This is a genomic window from Tundrisphaera lichenicola, from assembly GCF_051175385.1.
In the GTDB taxonomy this organism is placed as follows: Bacteria; Planctomycetota; Planctomycetia; order Isosphaerales; family Isosphaeraceae; genus Tundrisphaera; species Tundrisphaera lichenicola.
In genome coordinates this window covers 606193-625486 of sequence record NZ_CP195106.1, presented here as the reverse complement: position 1 = coordinate 625486, position 19294 = coordinate 606193, and the positions used below count along the sequence as shown (strand labels likewise).

Below are 19294 nucleotides of genomic sequence, written 5' to 3'. Positions count from 1 at the left end.
ACGCCGATATGAAACTGGTGCTGCGAGCCCGCGTGTCAGCCTGGCGCAACGGCATCTCGCGTACCCAAACCTGTCGCCCGGGCTTACCACTCGGAGCACGTCGAGCAGAGTGCTTTCCTCCCCGCGATGTCCCCCGTGCGAGGGACGTTCTGGGACGACCTTCGGGTCGAGCCCATGGCGGAAGCTATAGCCCCTTGGGGCTCTTTCGCTCTGGACTTGCAGAGGCTTGATCTCGATCCGATAGGGATGCGCAAGACAGCAAAAACATTACATGTCTACAGAATACAGTCCCCATCTCGCATCATCAACGATCCTCGTGAAGTCGCCGCGAGCCGACCCCGATCGTCGTCCGCCTGGTGATTGCGAATGTCGATCGAAATTTTCTGAGCAGTTTAGCCTCGACGTAAGTCGTTTGAGGAGGGACAAGGTTCTAACAAATTCTGGCGGGCATTCGCTCTTTACGCTTTCGACAGTCGTCCGAGAACCCCATTTTATCCGTGTCGGAGTTCGTCCTGAATCGCTGGTCGTCCCATGTCGAGACCACATTGAACGGAGGCCACACCCTTTCAATTGACTGCCGGAGGCCTTGGAGTGCGGAAGCTTGCTCACGCTTCGTCGAGGCGGAACTTGCTCCGCCGTGACGGCCCCCCCAGAAAGCCCGGTGACACCCGGAGAGGTACGGCGAGCCCCCATGCCGTCGAGGCCCATCCCGGATAGAATGCGAGTCGCCGGTCGGCGAAGCGGCGGGGGATGAATTCTGCTCGGCGAGGGGGATCGGTTTTGAGCATCGATTCGGATCAATCCGTCGGTCGGCCGGGGTTTCTCTCGCGCCCGATATCGGCACGCGCGATCCTGGCCTGGCTCGATCACAGGAAACTCCACCTGGCCATCGGCGTCGGGATCGTCCTCCGACTGATCCAGTATGCCCACCATCGCCAGTATTGGATGGACGAGGCTTCGCTGGTCGCCAACATTCAGAACCTGTCCCCCCGGGCGATGTTCGGCCCGCTTGAGAATAGCCAGCTCGCCCCTCCCGGGTTCCTGTTCGCGGAATGGGTGGTTTTCCGGATCTTCGGCGATCATCGACTGGCCTTCCGCCTGATCCCGCTCCTGTCGGGGATCGCTTCGTTGTTCCTGATCGCGGCCGTGGCCCGTCGGGTCCTGGCTCCCGGGGCGGTCTGGATCGCGGTCGCCCTGTTCGCGGTCTCGGGCGACCTGATCTATTTCGCCTCGGAGGCCAAGCAGTATTCGTCCGATATCGCGTGCGCCCTTGGATGCCTGCTGATGGCGCTGACGGTCGGCTCACGACCCTTGACGGCGAAGGGGACAGCCTTGCTGGCGATGGCGGGTTCGGCGGTCCTCTGGTTCTCGCATCCTTCGATCTTCGTGCTGGCGGCGGTCGGAGTAGTCGGGCTATCGAGGTCGGTCGGGGGCTTCGACTGGCGATCAGCGGCGGCCTGGGTCGGGGTCGGGCTGGCGTGGGTGGGCAGCTTCGCGTGCGTGCATTACGTCGCGATGGAGCAGCTCGACCACCGGCCGATGATGTGGAGCTTCTGGGCTTTCGCGTTCCCACCGATGCCCCCGAGGTCGGTCTGGGACGCGACCTGGGCCGTCCGTCGACTGGCCCTGATCTTCGTCGACCCGCTCAATTTCGACGGCCCGTTCGATCGGCGGCTCTCCATGCTCCCGGCGATCGGCCTGTTCTCGCTCGGAGCCTGGCGGATCGGCAAGGGGGACAGGGGGCGACTGGCCCTCCTGATGCTCCCGGGAGGCTTCGCCCTGCTGGCGTCCTGCCTGAAGCTCTACCCGTTCCACGGGCGGCTGATCCTGTTCTTCGTCCCGTCGATCTTGCTGGGCATCGCCGAGGGACTCGACCGGGTCCGCGAGGTCCGGGGGCGTGGGTGGCTCTATCAGGCCCTCTTGATGATGGTCCTGGGGGTGCCCGCCCTGAGCGCCGCCTACCACGCCTTCGAACCGATCGACCGGGATAACTTCAACCCCTATGGCGACCTCCGCCCCTCGACGCTCGACCCGATCCGGTTCCCGTTCTGATCGAGGCTCGATCGGTCTCAGAGCCGGGCGAAGTTGGCGTACATGGCCAGGCCCACCCTCTGGGATTTCTCGGGGTGGAACTGCGCCCCGGTCAGGTTCTCTCGCCCGACCATCGCGGCGAAGGGTCGGGGATAATCGGACTCGGCGATCACGTCGGCGGGGTTGTCGGGCCGGGCATAGTAGGAGTGGACAAAGTAGACGGAAGGTTCGGGCTCCAGGCCCTCCAGCAACGGGGAGGGCTTGCGGACCCGGAGCGTGTTCCAGCCCATGTGCGGGACTTTCAGGCCAGGCTCCGAGGCGAACCGGACGATCCGACCGGGGAGGAGCCCCAGGCCCTGGTGCTCGCCGTCTTCCTCGCTGACATCGAAGAGGAGCTGGAGGCCGAGGCAGACCCCCAGGCAGGGCTTGCCGGCCCGGACGGCCTCGGTGAAGGCCTCGCCCAGCCCGGTCCGACGGAGTTCCTCGATCGCGTCGGCGAACGCCCCCACGCCGGGCAGAATCACCTTCGAGGCCCCCCGGATCTGATCGGGGTCGGACACCACGACCGCCCCATGCCCGACCGCCTCCAGCGCCTTCTGGACGCTCCGAAGGTTGCCCATCCCGTAGTCGATGATGGCGATCATGTCGCGAATTCGCTCCGATCCCGATGCCCTGACTTGCTCAAATCAAGCTTCAAGGATACCGACTCCTCCGGGGTGGGTCGAGTTCGCGTCGACGACGAAGGCCGCGCGACCCTCGGCGGAGGATCGCGCGGCCCGGTTATCCGATCCGAATCTCAAGCCACCCGATGGCCGTCAGGGGGCGACGTTCGAGGAGACCGTCGCCGAGGGTTCGGCCGAGGCCTGGACCTGAGGGGGCTTGATGGGCGTCCCGTCGGGCTCCAGGACCAGACGCATCCACCCGGAGGGGTCGAGCGGGGAGATCTGCGAGATCGCGAATCCCGGGATCTTGACGTTGGTGAGCGGCACGTTGATCGGGACCTGCTGGAGCTTGGCCCGGAACCCTGCCAGGGCGATGTTGGCCTGGAAAGGCCCCATGGTCGTCGGCTTCGACTCGTCGTCGAATAGAGTCTGGACCTTGCTGCCGGGGCTGGCCACGAAGTCCTCGACCTTGGCTTCGAGCTTGGTGGGCGGGCCGGAGCCGTCTTCGGGGACCTTGTACGAGAGGACGAACTCGGCCGTGGGCACCAGGAACCGGATCACTCGCGACGGGGAGCCCAGCAACCCACCCTTCTCGGAGCCCGGCGGCGAGGGGACATCCATCTGGAAGTCGCGGACCAGGACCACCAGGAAAGCCCGCTGATCGACGGCGAATTCGGGAGGTACGGCCGGCTTCTTGATCCGGAGGGCCGTGACGTTCGGGTTGTTCTGGGCCCGGGCCTCGTCGATGTTCTTGAGGAAGGTGGCGAAATCGACATTCTTGCCGACCGTCAGCCCCTCCTTGGCGGGTGCCCCCGGCTCGACGGCCTTGGTGACGAGCATCACGTTGTCGACGCCCCGGACTTCTTCCTGCTGGAGGAGACCGGCCACGGCGTTCGAGAGGACCGACGCAACGTGGAGGTCGGCCGAGACGCCCGATGCCGGCACGATCAGGCCGGAAGGCTGGGGCATGTCGGCCCCGAGGACGTCGGGCAGGGTCTCATGACCGACCCGGCCCGTCACGAGGAGATTGGTCGGCCTCGAACGGAACGAGAGGTCGGTGATCCGGAAATCGCGGATCGCCGCCGTGTCGTTGCCCACCAGGACTTTCCGGAGGTTGGCGTTCTGCTGGGCCTCGACTCCGGGAATCCGCTCGGCCGCCTCCTGGTTCGCCCCCTGGACCACCCCTTGCGCGATCCGAGGGGTCGCCTGCTCGCCGACCTTCTCGGTCAGCTTCTCCCGGTCCAGGCCGATCAGGCTCAGGAGTCCCCGGGTCAGCCCTTTGCCCTGGATCGGCATGGCACTGAACGCCGCTCCGATGCGATGGGAGTAGGACGGCGAGAGTGACAGGCCGGTCGAGGGCCGAATGATCGCCGTGATCGTCAGTTCGGGAGTGTCGTACGATTGGGCCCCGAACCGGTAGAGCTTGGCGACCCTGCGTCCCTTCTGATCCTGCTGGAGCTGCTGCTGGAAGTCGGTGATCGGGGTGACCGTGGTGGCGAGCTGGCTGTTGTAGAAGGCGATCCCCTCATCACTCGGCAGGAGCCCGAACCCCGTCCTCGGCCCGGCGGTCACCTGGGAGACGTAACCATTCCGGAAGATCGGACCGGAGGTCACGACGGGATTGGACAGGAAGGGCTGGACGGACGCCACGTCGGCCGAGACGTCGAGGTTCGGCAGGTTGTACAGGCGATCGAGGGCGACTTGCAGCTCGGTCGAGTACGGCCAGCGGACCGCCTGGTTATTCTCCCGGAGGGAGCCGAGCACGGTAGTCAGCCGCTTCAGGGCGTCGCTCCGAGCCTGGACGGTCCTGGCCCCCTCGTAATCGGCCAGGGACGAGGCCAGGTCTTCGCCGATGAAGCGATTCCAGGCCTCGGAATGCTCGGTCGAGCCGGGAGAGTCGGACTTGTGGGTCTCGACGAAGTCGAGGAGTCGACGTTCGGCCCAGGCGATCCGGATCCGAGGGGCCAGCCACTCCTCGAGCGCCGATCGGACCTGAACGGCCGGAGCCCAGGCGACCGTCCAGAGGGCCAGGTCCATCTGGTGCAGGCGATTCAGCGAGAGCAGCCGGTCGCGATCGCCGGTGGCCGAGGCATGATGGGCCAGTTCGCCATTCAGGGCTTCGAAGAAAGCTCGCCAGCCGGGAGCCGATTCCGGGGGAGTCGCATTGGGCTCGTCCCAGGGCTTGACGGCCTCGGCGATCGCTCGACCCACCGCGTAATAACTCGGCGTCGCCTTCGATGCATTCGGCGGGAGCGCGGGCCTGGACCCCTGTATCGGAGGAGTGGCGCCGGGGATGACCCCGATGACACACGATGCGAGCAATAAATTTCCGATTCGAAGTCTCATGCATCCTCCCAGTAGGCACAGGCGATCGAAAAAATCGGCCCGGCTCTCAATAACAATTCATCGCGACTTCCGCGTCCGGCCATGACGGAGAATGGGTCGCGCTCAGGCCGATCGGATTGGTTCTTCCGCGAATATCGGAAACCCCGGATCGGAGGGGGCAAGTTCCGCACGACCGACCCTCCCGGGTGAACCTACGCACCGTCGACCTTACAGTCCAGCACGGCCCATGCCAATTGCCCAGACATCCGGGTCATCGATCGCTCCTAGGTCGAAATGCGAGACTCATCAATTTTTGATCCCTGGAGGAAAAACCCGGTTTCCCGCCCACCCTGCCCGGCGATCCTATCCAGGATGGTTCGGACCGGGCCGAACCCCGAATGCGTGCGCTTGCTCATGCTCGCGATTGGGTTCGTTTTTTCCCGAAGGCTGTCGGTCGGGACGATCTCCACCCTCCGGAGAAACCCTCGAGCGTCCCACTTGAACCTTCGATTTCCGAACTCGGGACAAACGACCCCAAAGATGGTTACAATCGTAATGAATCCTGTTGCCAGACCGGTGAACAGTCCTTCGATTCATTCCATTCTATCCAGTTATCCCAAATTAGCTCCCTGGAGGGGTCCCGATGACGCGCCTGCTTCACCTTGGCGGAGGGTCGGCGTTCCCGATCCTGCTGGCCCTGATCCTGGGATTGGCGGCGGGCGGTTGCGACCAGCCCAAGTCGGGCGTCTCGTCCGTCACCGGGGCCGGGACTCCGATCAAGCCGGCCTCGACGGCGGAATCGGCCCCGAAGCCTCAGGCGAAGGTGCGGATCGAAGGGGATCGCGAGGCCGCCTACGCCGGCGTGGTGATCAAGCCGACGGTCCCTCAGGATCCCAGCCCCTTCCGGTTCGTCGACATCGCCCCAACCGCCGGGATCGACTTCAAGCACTTCTCCGGGATGACCGAGACCAAGCACTTCCCGACCGCCAACGGCTCGGGCGTGGCGTTCCTCGACTATGACGGCGATGGCAAGCTCGACGTCTATTTCGCCACGGCAACCCTCCTGCCGCCGGGCACGGCGCAGAAGGGGCCGAACCGACTGTTCAAGAATCTCGGCGACGGCCAGTTCCGCGACGTGACCGAGTCGTCCGGCCTGGTCTACGCCGGCTTCTGCCACGGGATCATCGTCGGCGATATCGACAATGATGGCGACCCCGACGTCTTCCTGTGCAACTACGGGCCCAACGTCCTGTTCAAGAACAACGGGGACGGCACCTTCACCGACATCAGCCACGCCGCAGGGATCGACGGGCCCGGCTGGTCCTCCGGGGGCGGCTTCCTGGACATGGACGACGACGGCGACCTCGACCTCTACGTCGCCAACTACGGGTCCTGGAAGCTCCCCGACGATGACATCTTCTGCGGCGACCGCGAGCACAACGTCCGCTTCTATTGCTCGCCCCGGAACATCAAGACCGGCAAGCATTTCTTCTACCGGAACAACGGCGACGGCACCTTCACCGACGTCTACGACGACTTCCTGGTCGACTCCGAGGGGAAGAAGATCCCCGGGAGGACCGACGGGCACGGCTTCAGCGTGGTGGCCGCCGACCTCGACGGCGACGGCAAGGTCGACCTGTTCGTCGCCAACGACATGAACCCCAACTTCCTCTACATCAACAAGGGGAATGGGACCTTCGAAGACGCCACCGAGATCTCCGGCGCCGCCTACGACGACAAGGGCCAGGCCCAGTCGGGCATGGGCTCCGACGCCGAGGACATCGACGGCGACGGCGACCCGGACCTGATCGTATCCAATTTCGCCTACGAGTATAACACCCTCCACCTGAACCTGGGCAAGGGGTCGTTCACCGACGTGACGCCGATGCTGGGCCTGGCCGCCGACACGATGCCCTATGTCGGCTGGGGGATCTCGTTCTCGGACTTCGACAACGACGGCTGGCCCGACTGCTACGTCGCCAATGGCCACGTCGACGACAATCGGGTCCAGGCCGGCCAGGCGGCCGAGTACGCCGAGCCCTCGCTGATCCACCAGAACGTGCCGACCAAGAACGGCCAGAGCCGCCGATTCAAGCTGGCCACCCGCGACGTCGGCCCTTACTTCGACGGAAAGCACGTCGCCCGAGGGGCGGCCTTCGGCGACTTCGACGACGACGGCGACATCGACGTGGTCGTCAACCACAAGGACGGGCCCGCCTCCCTGCTCCGGAACGACACGCCGACCGACAACAAGTGGCTCCGCCTCCTGCTCGTCGGGACCAAGAGCAACCGGGACGCCGTGGGAGCCCGGGTCGAGGCCGAGGTCGAGGGCCGGACCATCCACCGCCAGCGCAAGGGGGGCTGCTCCGTCTTCTCCTCCAACGACCCCCGGGTGACCATCGGCCTGGGCCAGGCTCCCGAGGTCAAGAAGCTGACCATCCGCTGGCCTTCCGGGGCGGTCACCACTCGCGAGAACGTGAAGGCCAACCAGGCCCTGAAGATCGTCGAGGGGGAATGACCCCCGGGGGCGGGATTCGTCCTGCCGATTCTTCACGTCGGGAGCATGACGAGATGAGCGAGGTGGCGACGCGACCCGCACGATCGAAGCGGCCTCTCTGGGCGGCCCTGGGGGCGATCTCGATCCTGATCCTGGGGGCCGTGGTCGCCTTCGCCCGGCGATCGCCCGATCCCGAGGCGGTCTGGCAGCGGGCCCGCGCGGCGTTCGAGGCCCGGGACTTCCCCCGGGCCGAGGCCGAGATGGCCCGGCTCAATCAGCTCCGCGAGCCGACGATCCTGGACCGGATGCTCCGGGCCCAGCTGGAGATGGCCCGCGGTGATGTGGACGAGGCGATCGCCGACCTCAAGCGAGTGCCCGACGATCACAAGATGGCGCCCCAGGCCTGGCTCCAGGTCGGCCAGCTCGAACTCCGGAGGAACCGCTACGTCCCGGCCGAGGCCGCCTTCCGCAAGGCCCTGGAGATCGACCCGAAGCTGGTCCAGGCTCTCCGGGAGCTGGTCTACATCTACGGGATGCAGCTCCGAAGGGCCGAGCTCAACGAGACCTTCGGGACCCTCTCCACGCTGGAGCCCTTGACCTACGCCGACGTCTTCCTCTGGTGCCTGACCCGTGGCGTCACCTGGGAGCCCGAGGAGATCGCCTCCACGCTGGCCCGCTGCATCGAGGCCGACCCGGACGATCGCTGGGCCAGGCTCGGCCGGGCCGATGCCCTCCGCGACCTGGGCCGGTTCGACGAGGCGGAGTCGGTCCTGGCCCCCTTGCCCGACTCCGACCCCGACGCCCGGGCCGCCCGGGTCCGGATCGCCCTGGACCGGGGCGACCCCGCACGGGCCGAGGAACTCCTCGAGGCCGGCCCGTCCGACCATCTCGGCCTGGCCTTGCTCCGGGGCCGGCTCGCTTTGGTCCAGAACCGGGGGGACGAGGCGGTCCGCCAGTTCCGGATCGCCTTCGCGAAGGCCCCCAACCTCCGCGAGTCGGTCCTGGGCCTGGGCCAGGCCCTGCAGACAACCGGCGACCAGGCCGCCGCGACCCCGATCCTGGAGGAAGCCCGCAAGCACGAGCAGCTCGGGAGCCTGATCCAGAAGGCCGCCGTCCAGGCCAACCGATCGGACACCGGACTGATCCGCGAACTCGGCGAGGCGTGCGCCGCCATCGGCCGTTTGCCCGAGGCTCGGGCCTGGTACAACCTGGCGATCTCGCGCGACCCGCTCGATATCCGGGCCCAGCAAGCGCTCGCGAGGCTCAAGCCGTCCGAGGGCCTCGGGTCCAGATGAGCGGGCCTTGACATCGGGGGCGAGAGCGATCCGAACAAAATTACACCATCAACATCTAATTGATTGTCCGAGAGACTCGAACGCCGACAGCAGGCGCGACCAATCGTCGGTCAGGATCGTGAATTCTCGGTGGGCCTCGTCCAGCCGGCCGTCCGATGCCAGGACCTCGATCGTCCGACCGGTGGCCGCCAGCCTCTCTGCGGTGATCGTCAGGGCGGCCCCGCGAAGACTATGGCAGTGCCTGGCGACGGCGTCGGCGTCCCGTCCGATCAAGGCCCGCTCGATCTGGGCCAGTTTCTCCGGGATCGACTCCCGGGCCGATTGGATCACCGCGCTCACCAGGTCGCCATCGGCGAGCTGCTCGAACAGTTCCTCGGGCCTGAAGTCGAACGTCGCCGGCGGGAGGTTGGCGGCCATGGCCGATTTCTCGCGACCTTGGAACGCCTCGCGCAGGCGGGCCGAGGAGATGGGCTTGACGAGGTAGTCATCCATCCCCACCTCCAGGCATCGCTGGCGAACGGCCTCGGTGGCATAGGCCGTCAGGGCGATCACCGGCGTCCTCCGGGCGGAGGCTCGTTCGCGTCGACGGATCTCGGCGGTCGCGGCAAACCCGTCCATCACGGGCATCTGGATGTCCATCAAGATCAGGTCGAATCCGCCTCGAGCATGGGCCTCGACGGCCTCCCGGCCGTTGCCGACGATCTCCACGTCGTGCCCCATGCGGGCGATCAACTCTCGGGTGACGAGCTGGTTGGTCGGGTGATCCTCGGCCACCAGGACGTGGAGACGGCCCGGATCGCGCGAAGACGGAGGGGGGGCGTGGGGCCGGGTTTCGGGACCGACAGGGGCTCCCGTCGCGACCGGAAGCGTCAGTTCGAGCCAGAAAGTGCTGCCCCTCCCCTCCTCGCTCTGAAACTCGACCCGCCCGTTCATGAGCCGGGCTAGCCTCCTGCAGATGGCCAATCCCAGCCCCGTGCCGCTCGAAGCACGAGAGCCGATCAGATCACCCTGATTGAAACTCTCGAAGATATTCTTCTGCTTCTCGGGGGGGATCCCGATCCCCGTGTCCTTGACCAGGACCCGGATGGTCGCCTCGGTCGGGGTCCGGGCCATCACCTCCCCGCTGATGGTCACCTCGCCGCGGTCGGTGAATTTGATCGCGTTCCCGGCCAGGTTGGTCAGGATCTGGCGGATCCGGACCACGTCGCCCCGGAGCCTCCGCGGAAAGTCGATCGACAGGGAGGCCACGAGCCGGAACCCCCTCTGCCGGGCGACCGGACCGAGCAGGTTGCTCAGGTCCTTGAGCAGATCCTGGATGTCGAAATCGACCGGGTCGATCGTCATCTTGCCGGCTTCGATCTTCGAGAGGTCGAGGATATCGTTGATGACCGTCATCAGCGCATCGCCGCTCGCTCGGATCGTTTTCACATAGTTTGCCTGGACTTCGTCGAGTTCGGTGTCGGAGAGGAGCTCGCTGAGGCCGATGACCCCGTTCATGGGGGTCCGGATCTCGTGGCACATGTTGGCGAGGAAGTCGGACTTCGCCTGATTGGCCGCCTCGGCGGCCGCCTTCGCCTCGGCCAGGACCACCGATTGGGCCTCGATCTCGGCGTGGGCCAATTCCAGGCGTCGAGCGTGCTCTTCCAGCTCCCGATGGGCGTTCAGTCGCTCGCTCTGGTCGAAGTGGACGGCGATGAAACCCAGGACGACGCCCGTCTCGTCGATCGCGGGATCTATCCGGAGCGCGACCGGGATCGGCGAGCCACCGGGGCAACTCACCTCGACCTCGCCATGCCAGGGGCCGCCGGCCCCGAGCGTGGCGTCGAAGATCTCGCGGGAGAGGTCCGGGTCCACGATCGGGGCGAAGAGCGAAGGGACCGGCAGTTGGTCCCGACCGACTCGGAAGAGTTCGACGAACGCCCGATTCACGAGGGTCGGCCGGCCCTGCTGGTCGGCGATCAGGATGGCCTCGCCGGAGGCCTGGACCGCCTTGCGGACGCGGACCAGCTCGGTCTCGGCGATGGCCTTCTCGGAGAGGCTGGAATGCAAGACGACCTCGATGATCGCCGCCCGCAATTCTTTCGCCGCGTCCAGATCCGCCGACTTCCAGGCGACCGACCGGCCCCGCACGGTGGTCTTCCAGGCCTCGAACGACTTGCGGGGCGTGAGACGCGAGACGTTCGCCTCGTAGGTCAGTTCCTTCGAGGGCTCTCCTCCCCAGGTCACTTCCCGGACCTGCTCCCGCCGGAACCAGATCAAGTGAGTCCGGAGGGCTTGCCCGATCTCGACCGCCAGCAGTCCGCTGGCCGATTCGAGCTCGGCGAAGGCGGGATTGCATTCCCCGAGCGCATCGGTGGAGAAGATCGGCCCCGGGTGATTCTGGCTGATCCACCCGACGATCTCGCGGATCGTCGGCTCGTCCGGGACGATGCCCACGCTCCTCACCGACGAGCGCTCGACGATCGCCAGTCCGCTGGAGACGATCGGGGTCAGGTTCGGCTCCGGACGATCCAGGATCGCCTCGGTCCAGCTCGATCCGTGAACGGATGTCGCGAGGATTCGGCCCTGGAGTTGGGCGACCGCGAGCCGGGCCTGGAGCCGTTCGCGACGCTCAAGGGACGCCACCTCCACCGAGATCATCTTCGAGAGGAAGTCGCAGGCCGCCCTCATGGTCTGGGCGGGCTTGCGGGGTTGCTGGTGATGGCAGACGAGCAGCCCCCAGAGGCGATCGCCATGAATGATCGAAGTCACCAGGCTGGCCCGGACGCCCATGTTCCGCAGGTATTCCAGGTGAATCGGCGAGAAGCTCCGGAGCTGGCAATAGGTCATGTCGAGAGGGACCCCTGACCCCGCTCCGGCCTCGGCCATGAGGGGGACGGCCTCCGCATCGACATCGACCAAGATCCTGACCCGGCTCCGGAGGTAGAGCTCGCGGGCCTGCCGGGGGATGTCCGAGGCCGGATAATGCAGGCCCAGGAAGGGGGGTAACTCGGGCCCGACCGACTCGGCGACGACCTCGCCATGATCGTCGGGATGGAAGCGATAGATCATCGTCCGATCGTAGCCGCCGAGGTCCCGGACCAGCCTGGCCACCGAGTCGCAATACGGGATGAGCGAGCCCGATTCGGAGGTTGAGTCGGGATAGCGCTGGACCCAATTCGACAACTCGACCATCGCCTCTAACCCGGCGAAGTCGGAGTCGGAGTCTTCCAGCTCGATCACGAGGAGCGACCCCCGCCGATGGACGCTCACCGCCGCGAGCCGCTCCCGGCCCGCCCCTTCGATCGTCCCGTAGAATCGCGCGGGGCGGGACAGATCCTCGAGGGTTGAGAGCCGACGGATCCGATCCGCGATCGGCTCACCCAGCGCACGGGACAGTTCCGATCCGAGGATCTCCTCAAGCGTCCATCCCAGAAATTCGAACACGTTCTGAGTGGCGAGCCTCACCACCAAGGTGTCCGGATCCACTCCCAGGAGAACCCCGTGAGGCTGGATACTTCCCGGAATGTGAATCGGCTCCGATTCGCAATTTCGGAGGGCCTCGTCCAAGGCCGAGTCGAATCCAGGCGCGCGCATCTGCGTAAGCTTCCATCGCCCTGTTGGGCTGAGCCAAACAAGGCTAACAGGACCTGGCCTTGACAACGGCCACGCAGCAGAAGCAGTCGTCCAACCCGTCGAGGCGCAGGACTGTACCTTCGTCGGTAATAGTTTCAAATGTCCGACAATCATACCGATCTGGCAACTATCAAATTTCCGAATCTCAACCGGCCGAGCACGATCCGGGCCGCGTGGATGATCGGATGATTGGGTCGATCATCCCGGCTCGGACCACCGGAAGGCCAGGTGGGCCAGGCACCCGAATCCCGCCCCGAAGCCGCCCAGGGCGAGCAGGGCCGGCGCGGCCTCGCGGAGCGAATAGCCCCTCGCGATGATCCCGTCGAAGCCGTCGATCGCCCATCGGGTGGGGATGGCCGGCGTGAGCTGCTGGAGCCATTCGGGGAACAGAAAGCTGGGGATCCAGCCGCCGCCGAGCATCACCATCACCAGGACCGCCAGCACGGCGACGGAGCGGGCCCCCTGCGGCGACCGGCCGAACGCGGCGACCATGAGTCCGAAGTTGGCCGCCATCCATGAGAACGCCAGTGCCATCACCAGCAGCCCCGCGAAGTCGCCGCGGACCCGGAACCCGAACGTCAAGGCCCCGAATCCGAAGACCACCCCGACGATCAGGATCGAGGCGATCAGGCAACCCAGGACCTTGCCGGTCATCAGGGTACTCCGCGAGACCGGCGCCACCCGGAGCCGCTTCCAGAGCCCTCTTTGCCGCTCGACCAGGAGTCCGACCCCCCATTCGACGGCCGAGAAGAGGACGAACTGGACGACCATCCCCGCGAAGGCATGCGCCGCCAGGGCTTCTCGCTCCCCCTCGGGTCCGCCCGGCGCGATCGACTCCTCGCGGGTCGTATAGGGCATGGTCAGGCCCTTGCCGCCGGCGGATCGGGCCGGGTCGGGCGATTCGAGCCAGCCGGAGAGGCCGGGGAAAACCCGGGCGAACTCCTCGCGATCGGACGCAAGCTCGGGATCGTCCTCCTCGGGACGGCCCAGCCCCCCGAGGAGTTCCAGGAACGCGGCCCGTTGGACCGACTCGTCGGCCTCCCGGCCCGATCCGGCGGGTTCCAGGTCATCGAGGAGGTCGCCCCCCAGATCCCCGAGCGACTCGGCCGAGACCGCTTCGAGGATCACGCGAGTCAGCAGGCCCTGGGCCAGGCTGACTTCGGACCGATGGGTCGGATCGTGGATGAAGGTCAACTCGGGCGGTTCGGAGCCGCCCAGGAGCGCCTCGGCGGCGGCCTCGCCGAAGCCCTCGGGGATCACGACGGCCGCGACCGCGCGACCCAGCCGGACTTCGCCGAGGGCCACCTCTCGGCCCGAGCCCAGGGCTTCGAGTCGGGCCTCCGACCGGGCCCCCTTGATGATCTCGGCGGCGATCGGGCCGTGGTCCTCGTCGACGATCACGATCGGGATCTTCGAGGCGACCGAGGGCCCCGCCCCGCCGAAGATCGCCGCCATGAAGCTCGCCAGGGCGATCGGGGCGGCGAACGAGAGGATCACCGAGTGCCGCTCGGTGAAGAAGACCCGGAGGTCCTTGGAGACCAGTGCAATCAGGGGTCGGACGATCATGAGTCGCGGACGCTCCGGCCGGTCAGGTCGAGGAAGATCGACTGGAGGTCGACCCGTTCGGTCGCGATCCGGGTGACCACGACCCCGGCCTCGTCGAGCCCGCCGAGGACCTTCGAGGCCGCGCCCAGGCTTTCGAGGCCGACGATCAGGCGATCGTCGAGATGTTCGGCCGAGAGCACGCCGGGGGTCGACCGGAGTCGACCGAGCCACGCGCCATCCCCGGGGGCCTCCACGCCCAGGACCAGGCGGCTCGACGAAGAGACCGGGCCGGCCAGGCTGGCGAGGTCTCCATCGGCCACGACCGTGCCGTGATCGACGATCACCAGGCGATCGCAGAGGCGTTCGGCCTCTTCGAGATAATGGGTCGTGTACAGGAGAGACCGACCCCGGGCCTTGAGAATCTCGAGCCCCTCGAAGATCGCGTTGCGGCTCTGGGGGTCGACCCCGACAGTCGGCTCGTCCAGGACGATCAGTTGGGGGTCGTGCAGCAAGGCCGCGGCCAGGTTCAGCCGCCGCTTCATCCCGCCGCTGAAGGTCCGGACCGCATGATCGGCCCGCCCGGCGAGATCGACCAGGTCGAGGCACCTCGCGACGGCATCGCGGAGCGACTTGCCGCCGAGCCCCTGGAGCGCCCCGAAGAACCGGAGGTTCGCGCGGGCGGATAGCTCCTCGACCAGCGCGAGTTCCTGGGGGACCAGCCCGAGCAGCCGCTTGGCGGGGTCGGCGTCGCCCCGGAGCGGTCGACCGTCGATGAGGATCTGGCCGGCGTCGGGGGCGATCAGGCCGCAGATCATCGAGACCGTGGTGGTCTTTCCCGCCCCGTTCGGCCCGAGGAGCCCAACGGCCTCGCCGTCGCCGACCGAGAAGGAAACGTCGGCCACGGCGGTCACATCGCCGAATCGCTTGGCCAGGCCGATGACTTCGAGCATCCTCGTGATCCTCCCGCGAAGTTCCTCGGCTACGGTGTCAACTCCGACTCCGAGGCGGCCCGACGCCCTGCGGCCACGAGTTCGGCCGGGCTCATGATCGAAGCGATCGGCCGGCGCTTCCGCAGGCCATCCAGATATCCGTCGAAGCCCTCGATCGACCCATCGCGGCGGATCAGCTCGGTCGCCATCGACCGGACGACGTACTCATCCCGGAGCGATTCGGGCGTGGCTTGTTTCCGGGCCAGTTTCGACCGGAGCTCGGCCTCGGTCGCGACCCCTTCCCGGCGAAGGACCTCGGGCATCTCGCGGTCGGCCCAGTCCTTCAAGATCCGGGCCTCGGCCTCGCTCAAGCCGTCGGGACCGCCCAGCTTCTCGTTCGCCTCCTGGAAGACCAACGACCGGACGATCATCGACTTGAGGATCGAGCGAGCCATCGCGATCACTTGCCGGCGAGTCGGGGACTGGTCCGGCCCGAGCTGGGCCAGTCGGATCTTCACCGCCTCGGTCAGCTCTGGGAGCGTGATCATCTCCTCGCCCACGCTGGCCACCGGGCGGCCCGTCGGTTTCGCGACCTCAACCTTCGCCGCGACCTCGGGCGGATTGGCGGGTGCCGGAGGCGGCGGTGCCGGGATCTCAACATCGGCCGGCGGGGCCGGCACGGGAGCCGCGACGCTCGGCACGGTCGTCTGAGAATCGACGATCGGGGCCGCTGGCAGAGCCTCGACCACCGGAGGCTCGGGGCGGGCCTCGGCCAGGGTTTCCGGCTCGACCGGGGGACTTGTCGGGGTCGGCTCGGGTTCGACCACCGGCGCGGTCGGGAGCGTCGGGGGCTTCTCGACCGGCAGGGGCGGGAGCCCCAGGATTGACGGAACGACCGTGGTGGATTCTGCCGAGCTTGGCGAGATCTCGGAGGGAGCCTTGGGACGGGCAGTCCCCCCTCCATCCTTCGGGGTACCGTCGGAGATCCGGATCGCCAGTGCGGGATCGGCGGCGACTCTCGTCGCGAGCGACCCTTCGCCCAGTGGCCCGACGCATCCCGAGATCAGGGCGGCCAGCAGGGCCAGGCATCCACGCAAAACCATTTCGTCACCCCTTCCTTGGAGTCACGATCGGCTCGGTTCGATGTCCCGAAGCCGGGCCGGCGATCCGCCGATCCGCGCATCGGTGACCCTCGGGGCGGGCGAGGACCGACATCGACCAGACCGGGGGGACTTATAGTCGGGGCCAGGCCTCGGGTCAATCCGAACTCCGCAAGCTGCCCTATCCAAGTATCCGGGAGCACGGCTAACATGCCGCCGCGGCGATCCGGCCCCCATTCGCCCTCCATCTCTCCAAGGGACGTGGGAAAGGCGAATCGGATCTTGCTCCCAACGACTTCCCAGCCTCCTCCGGGGAAAGGATTTCCCGATGAACGGTCTGCTCTCGATGCCAACGAACGTTCCCAGGCTCTCCGTGGTGGTGGCCTCGGTGAACGGCTGGTCGATGCTGGAGCCGACGCTCCGCGCGCTCGATGCCCAGCCGGAGCGAGCCCGGATGGAGATCCTCGTCGTCGAGTCGGTCGGCGGCGAGACCCGACGGAAGCTCCGCGAGCACCGGCCGGCGGTCGAACTGATCGAGGTCGACGACAAGCGGACCATCCCCGCGCTCCGGCACCTGGGCGTGGTCCGGTCCCGTGGCGAGATCGTGGCCATCCTGGAAGACCACGGCGAGGTCGGACCCGACTGGGCCTCGGCCTTGCTCAAGGCCCACGAAGGGCCCTGGGGCGCGGTCGGCGGGGTGGTCGAGAATGGTCGAGACGGCCTGGTCGACTGGGCGGCCTTCTTCTGCGAGTACGCCCCGTACATGGGTCCGGTCGCCGAGGGGGAATCGGCCGACCTGCCGGGCAACAACATCGCCTACAAGCGACCCCACCTGCTCCGGCACGCCGGAGAGCTGGAGCAAGGCCGGTGGGAGTCCTGGATCAATGATAAGATCCGCGCCGACGGGGTGCCGATCGCCTCGACTAACCGGGCAATCGTCCGTCACATCAAGCCGTTCCGGCTCGGGCACTTCCTGATCCAGCGATTCCACTTCGCCCGCTCTTACGCCGGGATGAGACGCGTCGACCAGTCTCCGGCCCGGAGGCTGATCTACGGATTCGGCTCGCTCGCCCTGCCGGCCCTCCTGACGCTCCGGGTCTCCCGGATCGCGCTGGGCAAGCGGCGGCACCTCGGCCGGTTCGCGGCGTCGCTGCCGCTGATCGTGCTGTTCTACACCATCGGGGCGGTCGGAGAGATGATCGGCTACCTGATCGGGCCGGGCGACAGCCTGAGCCGGGTCGAGTAGCTTTGGCGTCGGCCGAGGATTCAGAGAGGCGGACGGCGCGGCCGAATGATCGGGCCGACTGGGCCGGGTGATCCGGAAACCGGGCCGAATCCGGGCTCGCCGGGCCGCGGGGGACGCACGCCGCCAGGCGGGGGAGGCGGTAGCTTGAACAGGGGCCTCAACAGATCCACGAGGCCGGGTCCCTCCGGGGGTGGAGGCCGCTCACCCTGGCCCGGGTCAGGGCCGGACGGATCGGAGTCGGCGGGCGGTTTCGATGGCGGTTCGGGCGTCAGGGCCATCGGCCCTCGGGGAGGCTCCGGGGCGACCTGCGCCGTCGGCGGGGGCGGGCCCTTCGGCTCATCGCGGGCCTTCCGGGCGACCGGGACCGACCGGAACTTCACGCCGAAGGATTGAGAAGCGATCACACCGACGATCACACCGAGCGTCGAGAGGACCATGGCCCCGAGGACGAGCGCAGCCCCGACCGCCCATCGCCGACGGCTTGCCTGGGCTCGTCTACGTTGGAGCCGCGATTCGGGGGGAGGAGGGGCCGAGGCCAATTCGTCGGAGTCGAGCAGCTCGGGCCGGACGAAGGTCATGAGGTCGTAGCTCGACAGCTCGGCGTTGGCCGGGGGGACCTCCCGATTCAACCCCGAGTCGCCCGGGCTCTTCGTCAATCCGGAAGACGCCCCCGTGCCCTGCCCGTCGTCGAAGACCAGCAGGCTCCGAGCCGAGGCGGGAGCGGCCCGGATCGACTCCAGCTCCACGATCACCTCGGCCATCGTCTGCGGCCGATCCTCGGGAGCCTTGGCCATCATCCGACCGAAAAGGGCGTCGAGCGCTGGCGGGACGTCGGGCCTGGACTCGCGGAGCGTCGGGGCGGCTCGATGGTGATGGGCGAGCAGCCGCTGCATGACCGAATCGCCCGAGAACGGCGGGCGGCCGGTCAGCAGGAAATGCAGGGTGCAGGCCAGGCTATAGATGTCGGCCCGATGGTCGGCCCGCTTCGAGTCGTCGGACTGCTCCGGCGGGAGGTAGTCGACCGTGCCCATGATCATCCCGCTCTGGGTCAGGCTCGGTCCGCTCCCCGAGTCGTGGTCCTGGGTGATCCGGGCCAGGCCCAGGTCGAGCACGCGGACCACGCCCTTGTCGTCGAGCAGGAGGTTGGCCGGCTTGATATCGCGATGGACGATCCCGAGCTCATGGGCGGCCCGGAGCCCCCGGGCGGCCTGGATGACGAGACTGACGGCACGGGATGGCTTCAAGGGGCCGCCGGACCGGACGAGCCGATCGAGGTCGCGACCCTCGACGAAATCCATCACCAGGTAGTGGACCCCGCCGTACTCGCCGATCTCGTGGGCCGCGACGATGTTCGGGTGGTCGAGCCGCGCCATCACCTCGGCTTCGCGGCGGAATCGCTGGACGGCGTGAGGCTTCCGCGAGGCCGAAGGGGGCAGCAACTTCAGCGCCACCTCGGGGCCGTCGGGCCGTCGGCGGGCCTTGAAGACCATCCCCATCCCGCCGGAGCCGACCTTGTCCAGCAGCAGATAGGGACCGATCATCAGCGACCGGGCCTTGCCTTGGAAGATCGCCGCGGCCTGGTAGCGGGTGAGCCGACCCTCCCGGACCAGGGCTCGGGCCAGCCCCTCGGCGTCGACGTCCGGCAAGGCTCGGAGGAACTGGCGGAGCGCATCGGCCTCCATCAGGCCCTGGTCGACCAGGCCCCGTTCGAACTCGCCGAGGCTCACGCCGACGATCGCGACCGACGGGACCGGGGGAGCCTCGATCGAGGCGATCGTCCGCTCCGTGGGCTGCATCGCCTTGAGCGTCCCCGGCGAAGGCACGCGAGTGGCGAGCGGATCCACGGTCGCCTGCCGATCGGTCTCGTCGGCGGGTCGCATTCCAGAACCTCCACGACGGATGGGCGCCCCCCTCTACGCTTCACCGATCAGAACTATAGTACGCGGACTCGCACATCGCCGGGAAGTTACCACCGGCCCAGGCCGGGTTCGTCGACACGATCGTCAGGGGAAATGCGACAATCAGCGCAAACCTAGAAGCCCCATCCCG

General features: G+C 67.3%; 11 protein-coding genes. 4 read left to right on the top strand and 7 right to left on the bottom strand.

The window, feature by feature from the left end; all coding sequences use genetic code 11:
- Nucleotides 1-780: 780 nt before the first annotated feature.
- Nucleotides 781-2052 carry a hypothetical protein gene (locus P12x_RS02430; RefSeq protein ID WP_435009236.1) on the top strand — a complete coding sequence of 424 codons (1272 nt, stop codon included), beginning with the start codon at nt 781-783 and terminating at the stop codon, nt 2050-2052.
- Between the two features lie 17 nt (nt 2053-2069).
- Here P12x_RS02430 and hisH read toward each other — a convergent pair whose 3' ends face one another.
- A complete protein-coding gene (gene hisH, locus P12x_RS02425) occupies nt 2070-2675 on the bottom strand; it encodes an imidazole glycerol phosphate synthase subunit HisH (protein ID WP_435009235.1) in 606 nt (201 codons plus the stop codon).
- A gap of 171 nt (nt 2676-2846) precedes the next feature.
- Nucleotides 2847-4904: a hypothetical protein gene (locus P12x_RS02420; RefSeq protein ID WP_435009234.1), complete on the bottom strand. Its 2058-nt coding sequence runs from the start codon at nt 4902-4904 to the stop codon at nt 2847-2849.
- 757 nt (nt 4905-5661) lie between these two features.
- On the opposite strand from P12x_RS02420, the gene P12x_RS02415 reads away from it, so the two are divergent.
- Both P12x_RS02415 and P12x_RS02410 read left to right on the top strand, forming a co-directional pair.
- Nucleotides 5662-7536: a CRTAC1 family protein gene (locus P12x_RS02415; RefSeq protein WP_435009233.1), complete on the top strand. Its 1875-nt coding sequence runs from the start codon at nt 5662-5664 to the stop codon at nt 7534-7536.
- Between the two features lie 53 nt (nt 7537-7589).
- Nucleotides 7590-8810, top strand: a complete 1221-nt coding sequence (locus tag P12x_RS02410; RefSeq protein WP_435009232.1) for a tetratricopeptide repeat protein — start codon at nt 7590-7592, stop codon at nt 8808-8810.
- Between the two features lie 48 nt (nt 8811-8858).
- On the opposite strand, the gene P12x_RS02405 is transcribed toward P12x_RS02410, so the two are convergent.
- From P12x_RS02405 to P12x_RS02390, 4 genes are all read right to left on the bottom strand, one after another.
- Nucleotides 8859-12386 carry an ATP-binding protein gene (locus tag P12x_RS02405; protein WP_435009231.1) on the bottom strand — a complete coding sequence of 1176 codons (3528 nt, stop codon included), beginning with the start codon at nt 12384-12386 and terminating at the stop codon, nt 8859-8861.
- Between the two features lie 237 nt (nt 12387-12623).
- The gene (locus P12x_RS02400) at nt 12624-13991 is read right to left on the bottom strand and encodes an ABC transporter permease (RefSeq protein ID WP_435009230.1); all 1368 of its coding nucleotides are present in this window, start codon (nt 13989-13991) and stop codon (nt 12624-12626) included.
- The gene (locus P12x_RS02395; protein WP_435009229.1) at nt 13988-14920 is read right to left on the bottom strand and encodes an ABC transporter ATP-binding protein; all 933 of its coding nucleotides are present in this window, start codon (nt 14918-14920) and stop codon (nt 13988-13990) included. Before P12x_RS02395 ends, P12x_RS02400 begins: the two co-directional genes overlap by 4 nt.
- 29 nt (nt 14921-14949) lie before the next feature.
- On the bottom strand, nt 14950-16002 hold the full coding sequence (locus P12x_RS02390; protein WP_435009228.1) for a hypothetical protein: 1053 nt from the start codon (nt 16000-16002) through the stop codon (nt 14950-14952).
- 325 nt (nt 16003-16327) lie between these two features.
- On the opposite strand from P12x_RS02390, the gene P12x_RS02385 reads away from it, so the two are divergent.
- On the top strand, nt 16328-17245 hold the full coding sequence (locus P12x_RS02385) for a glycosyltransferase (RefSeq protein WP_435009227.1): 918 nt from the start codon (nt 16328-16330) through the stop codon (nt 17243-17245).
- A 20-nt stretch (nt 17246-17265) separates the two neighbouring features.
- On the opposite strand, the gene P12x_RS02380 is transcribed toward P12x_RS02385, so the two are convergent.
- Nucleotides 17266-19125: a protein kinase domain-containing protein gene (locus P12x_RS02380; RefSeq protein WP_435009225.1), complete on the bottom strand. Its 1860-nt coding sequence runs from the start codon at nt 19123-19125 to the stop codon at nt 17266-17268.
- Nucleotides 19126-19294: the final 169 nt, after the last annotated feature.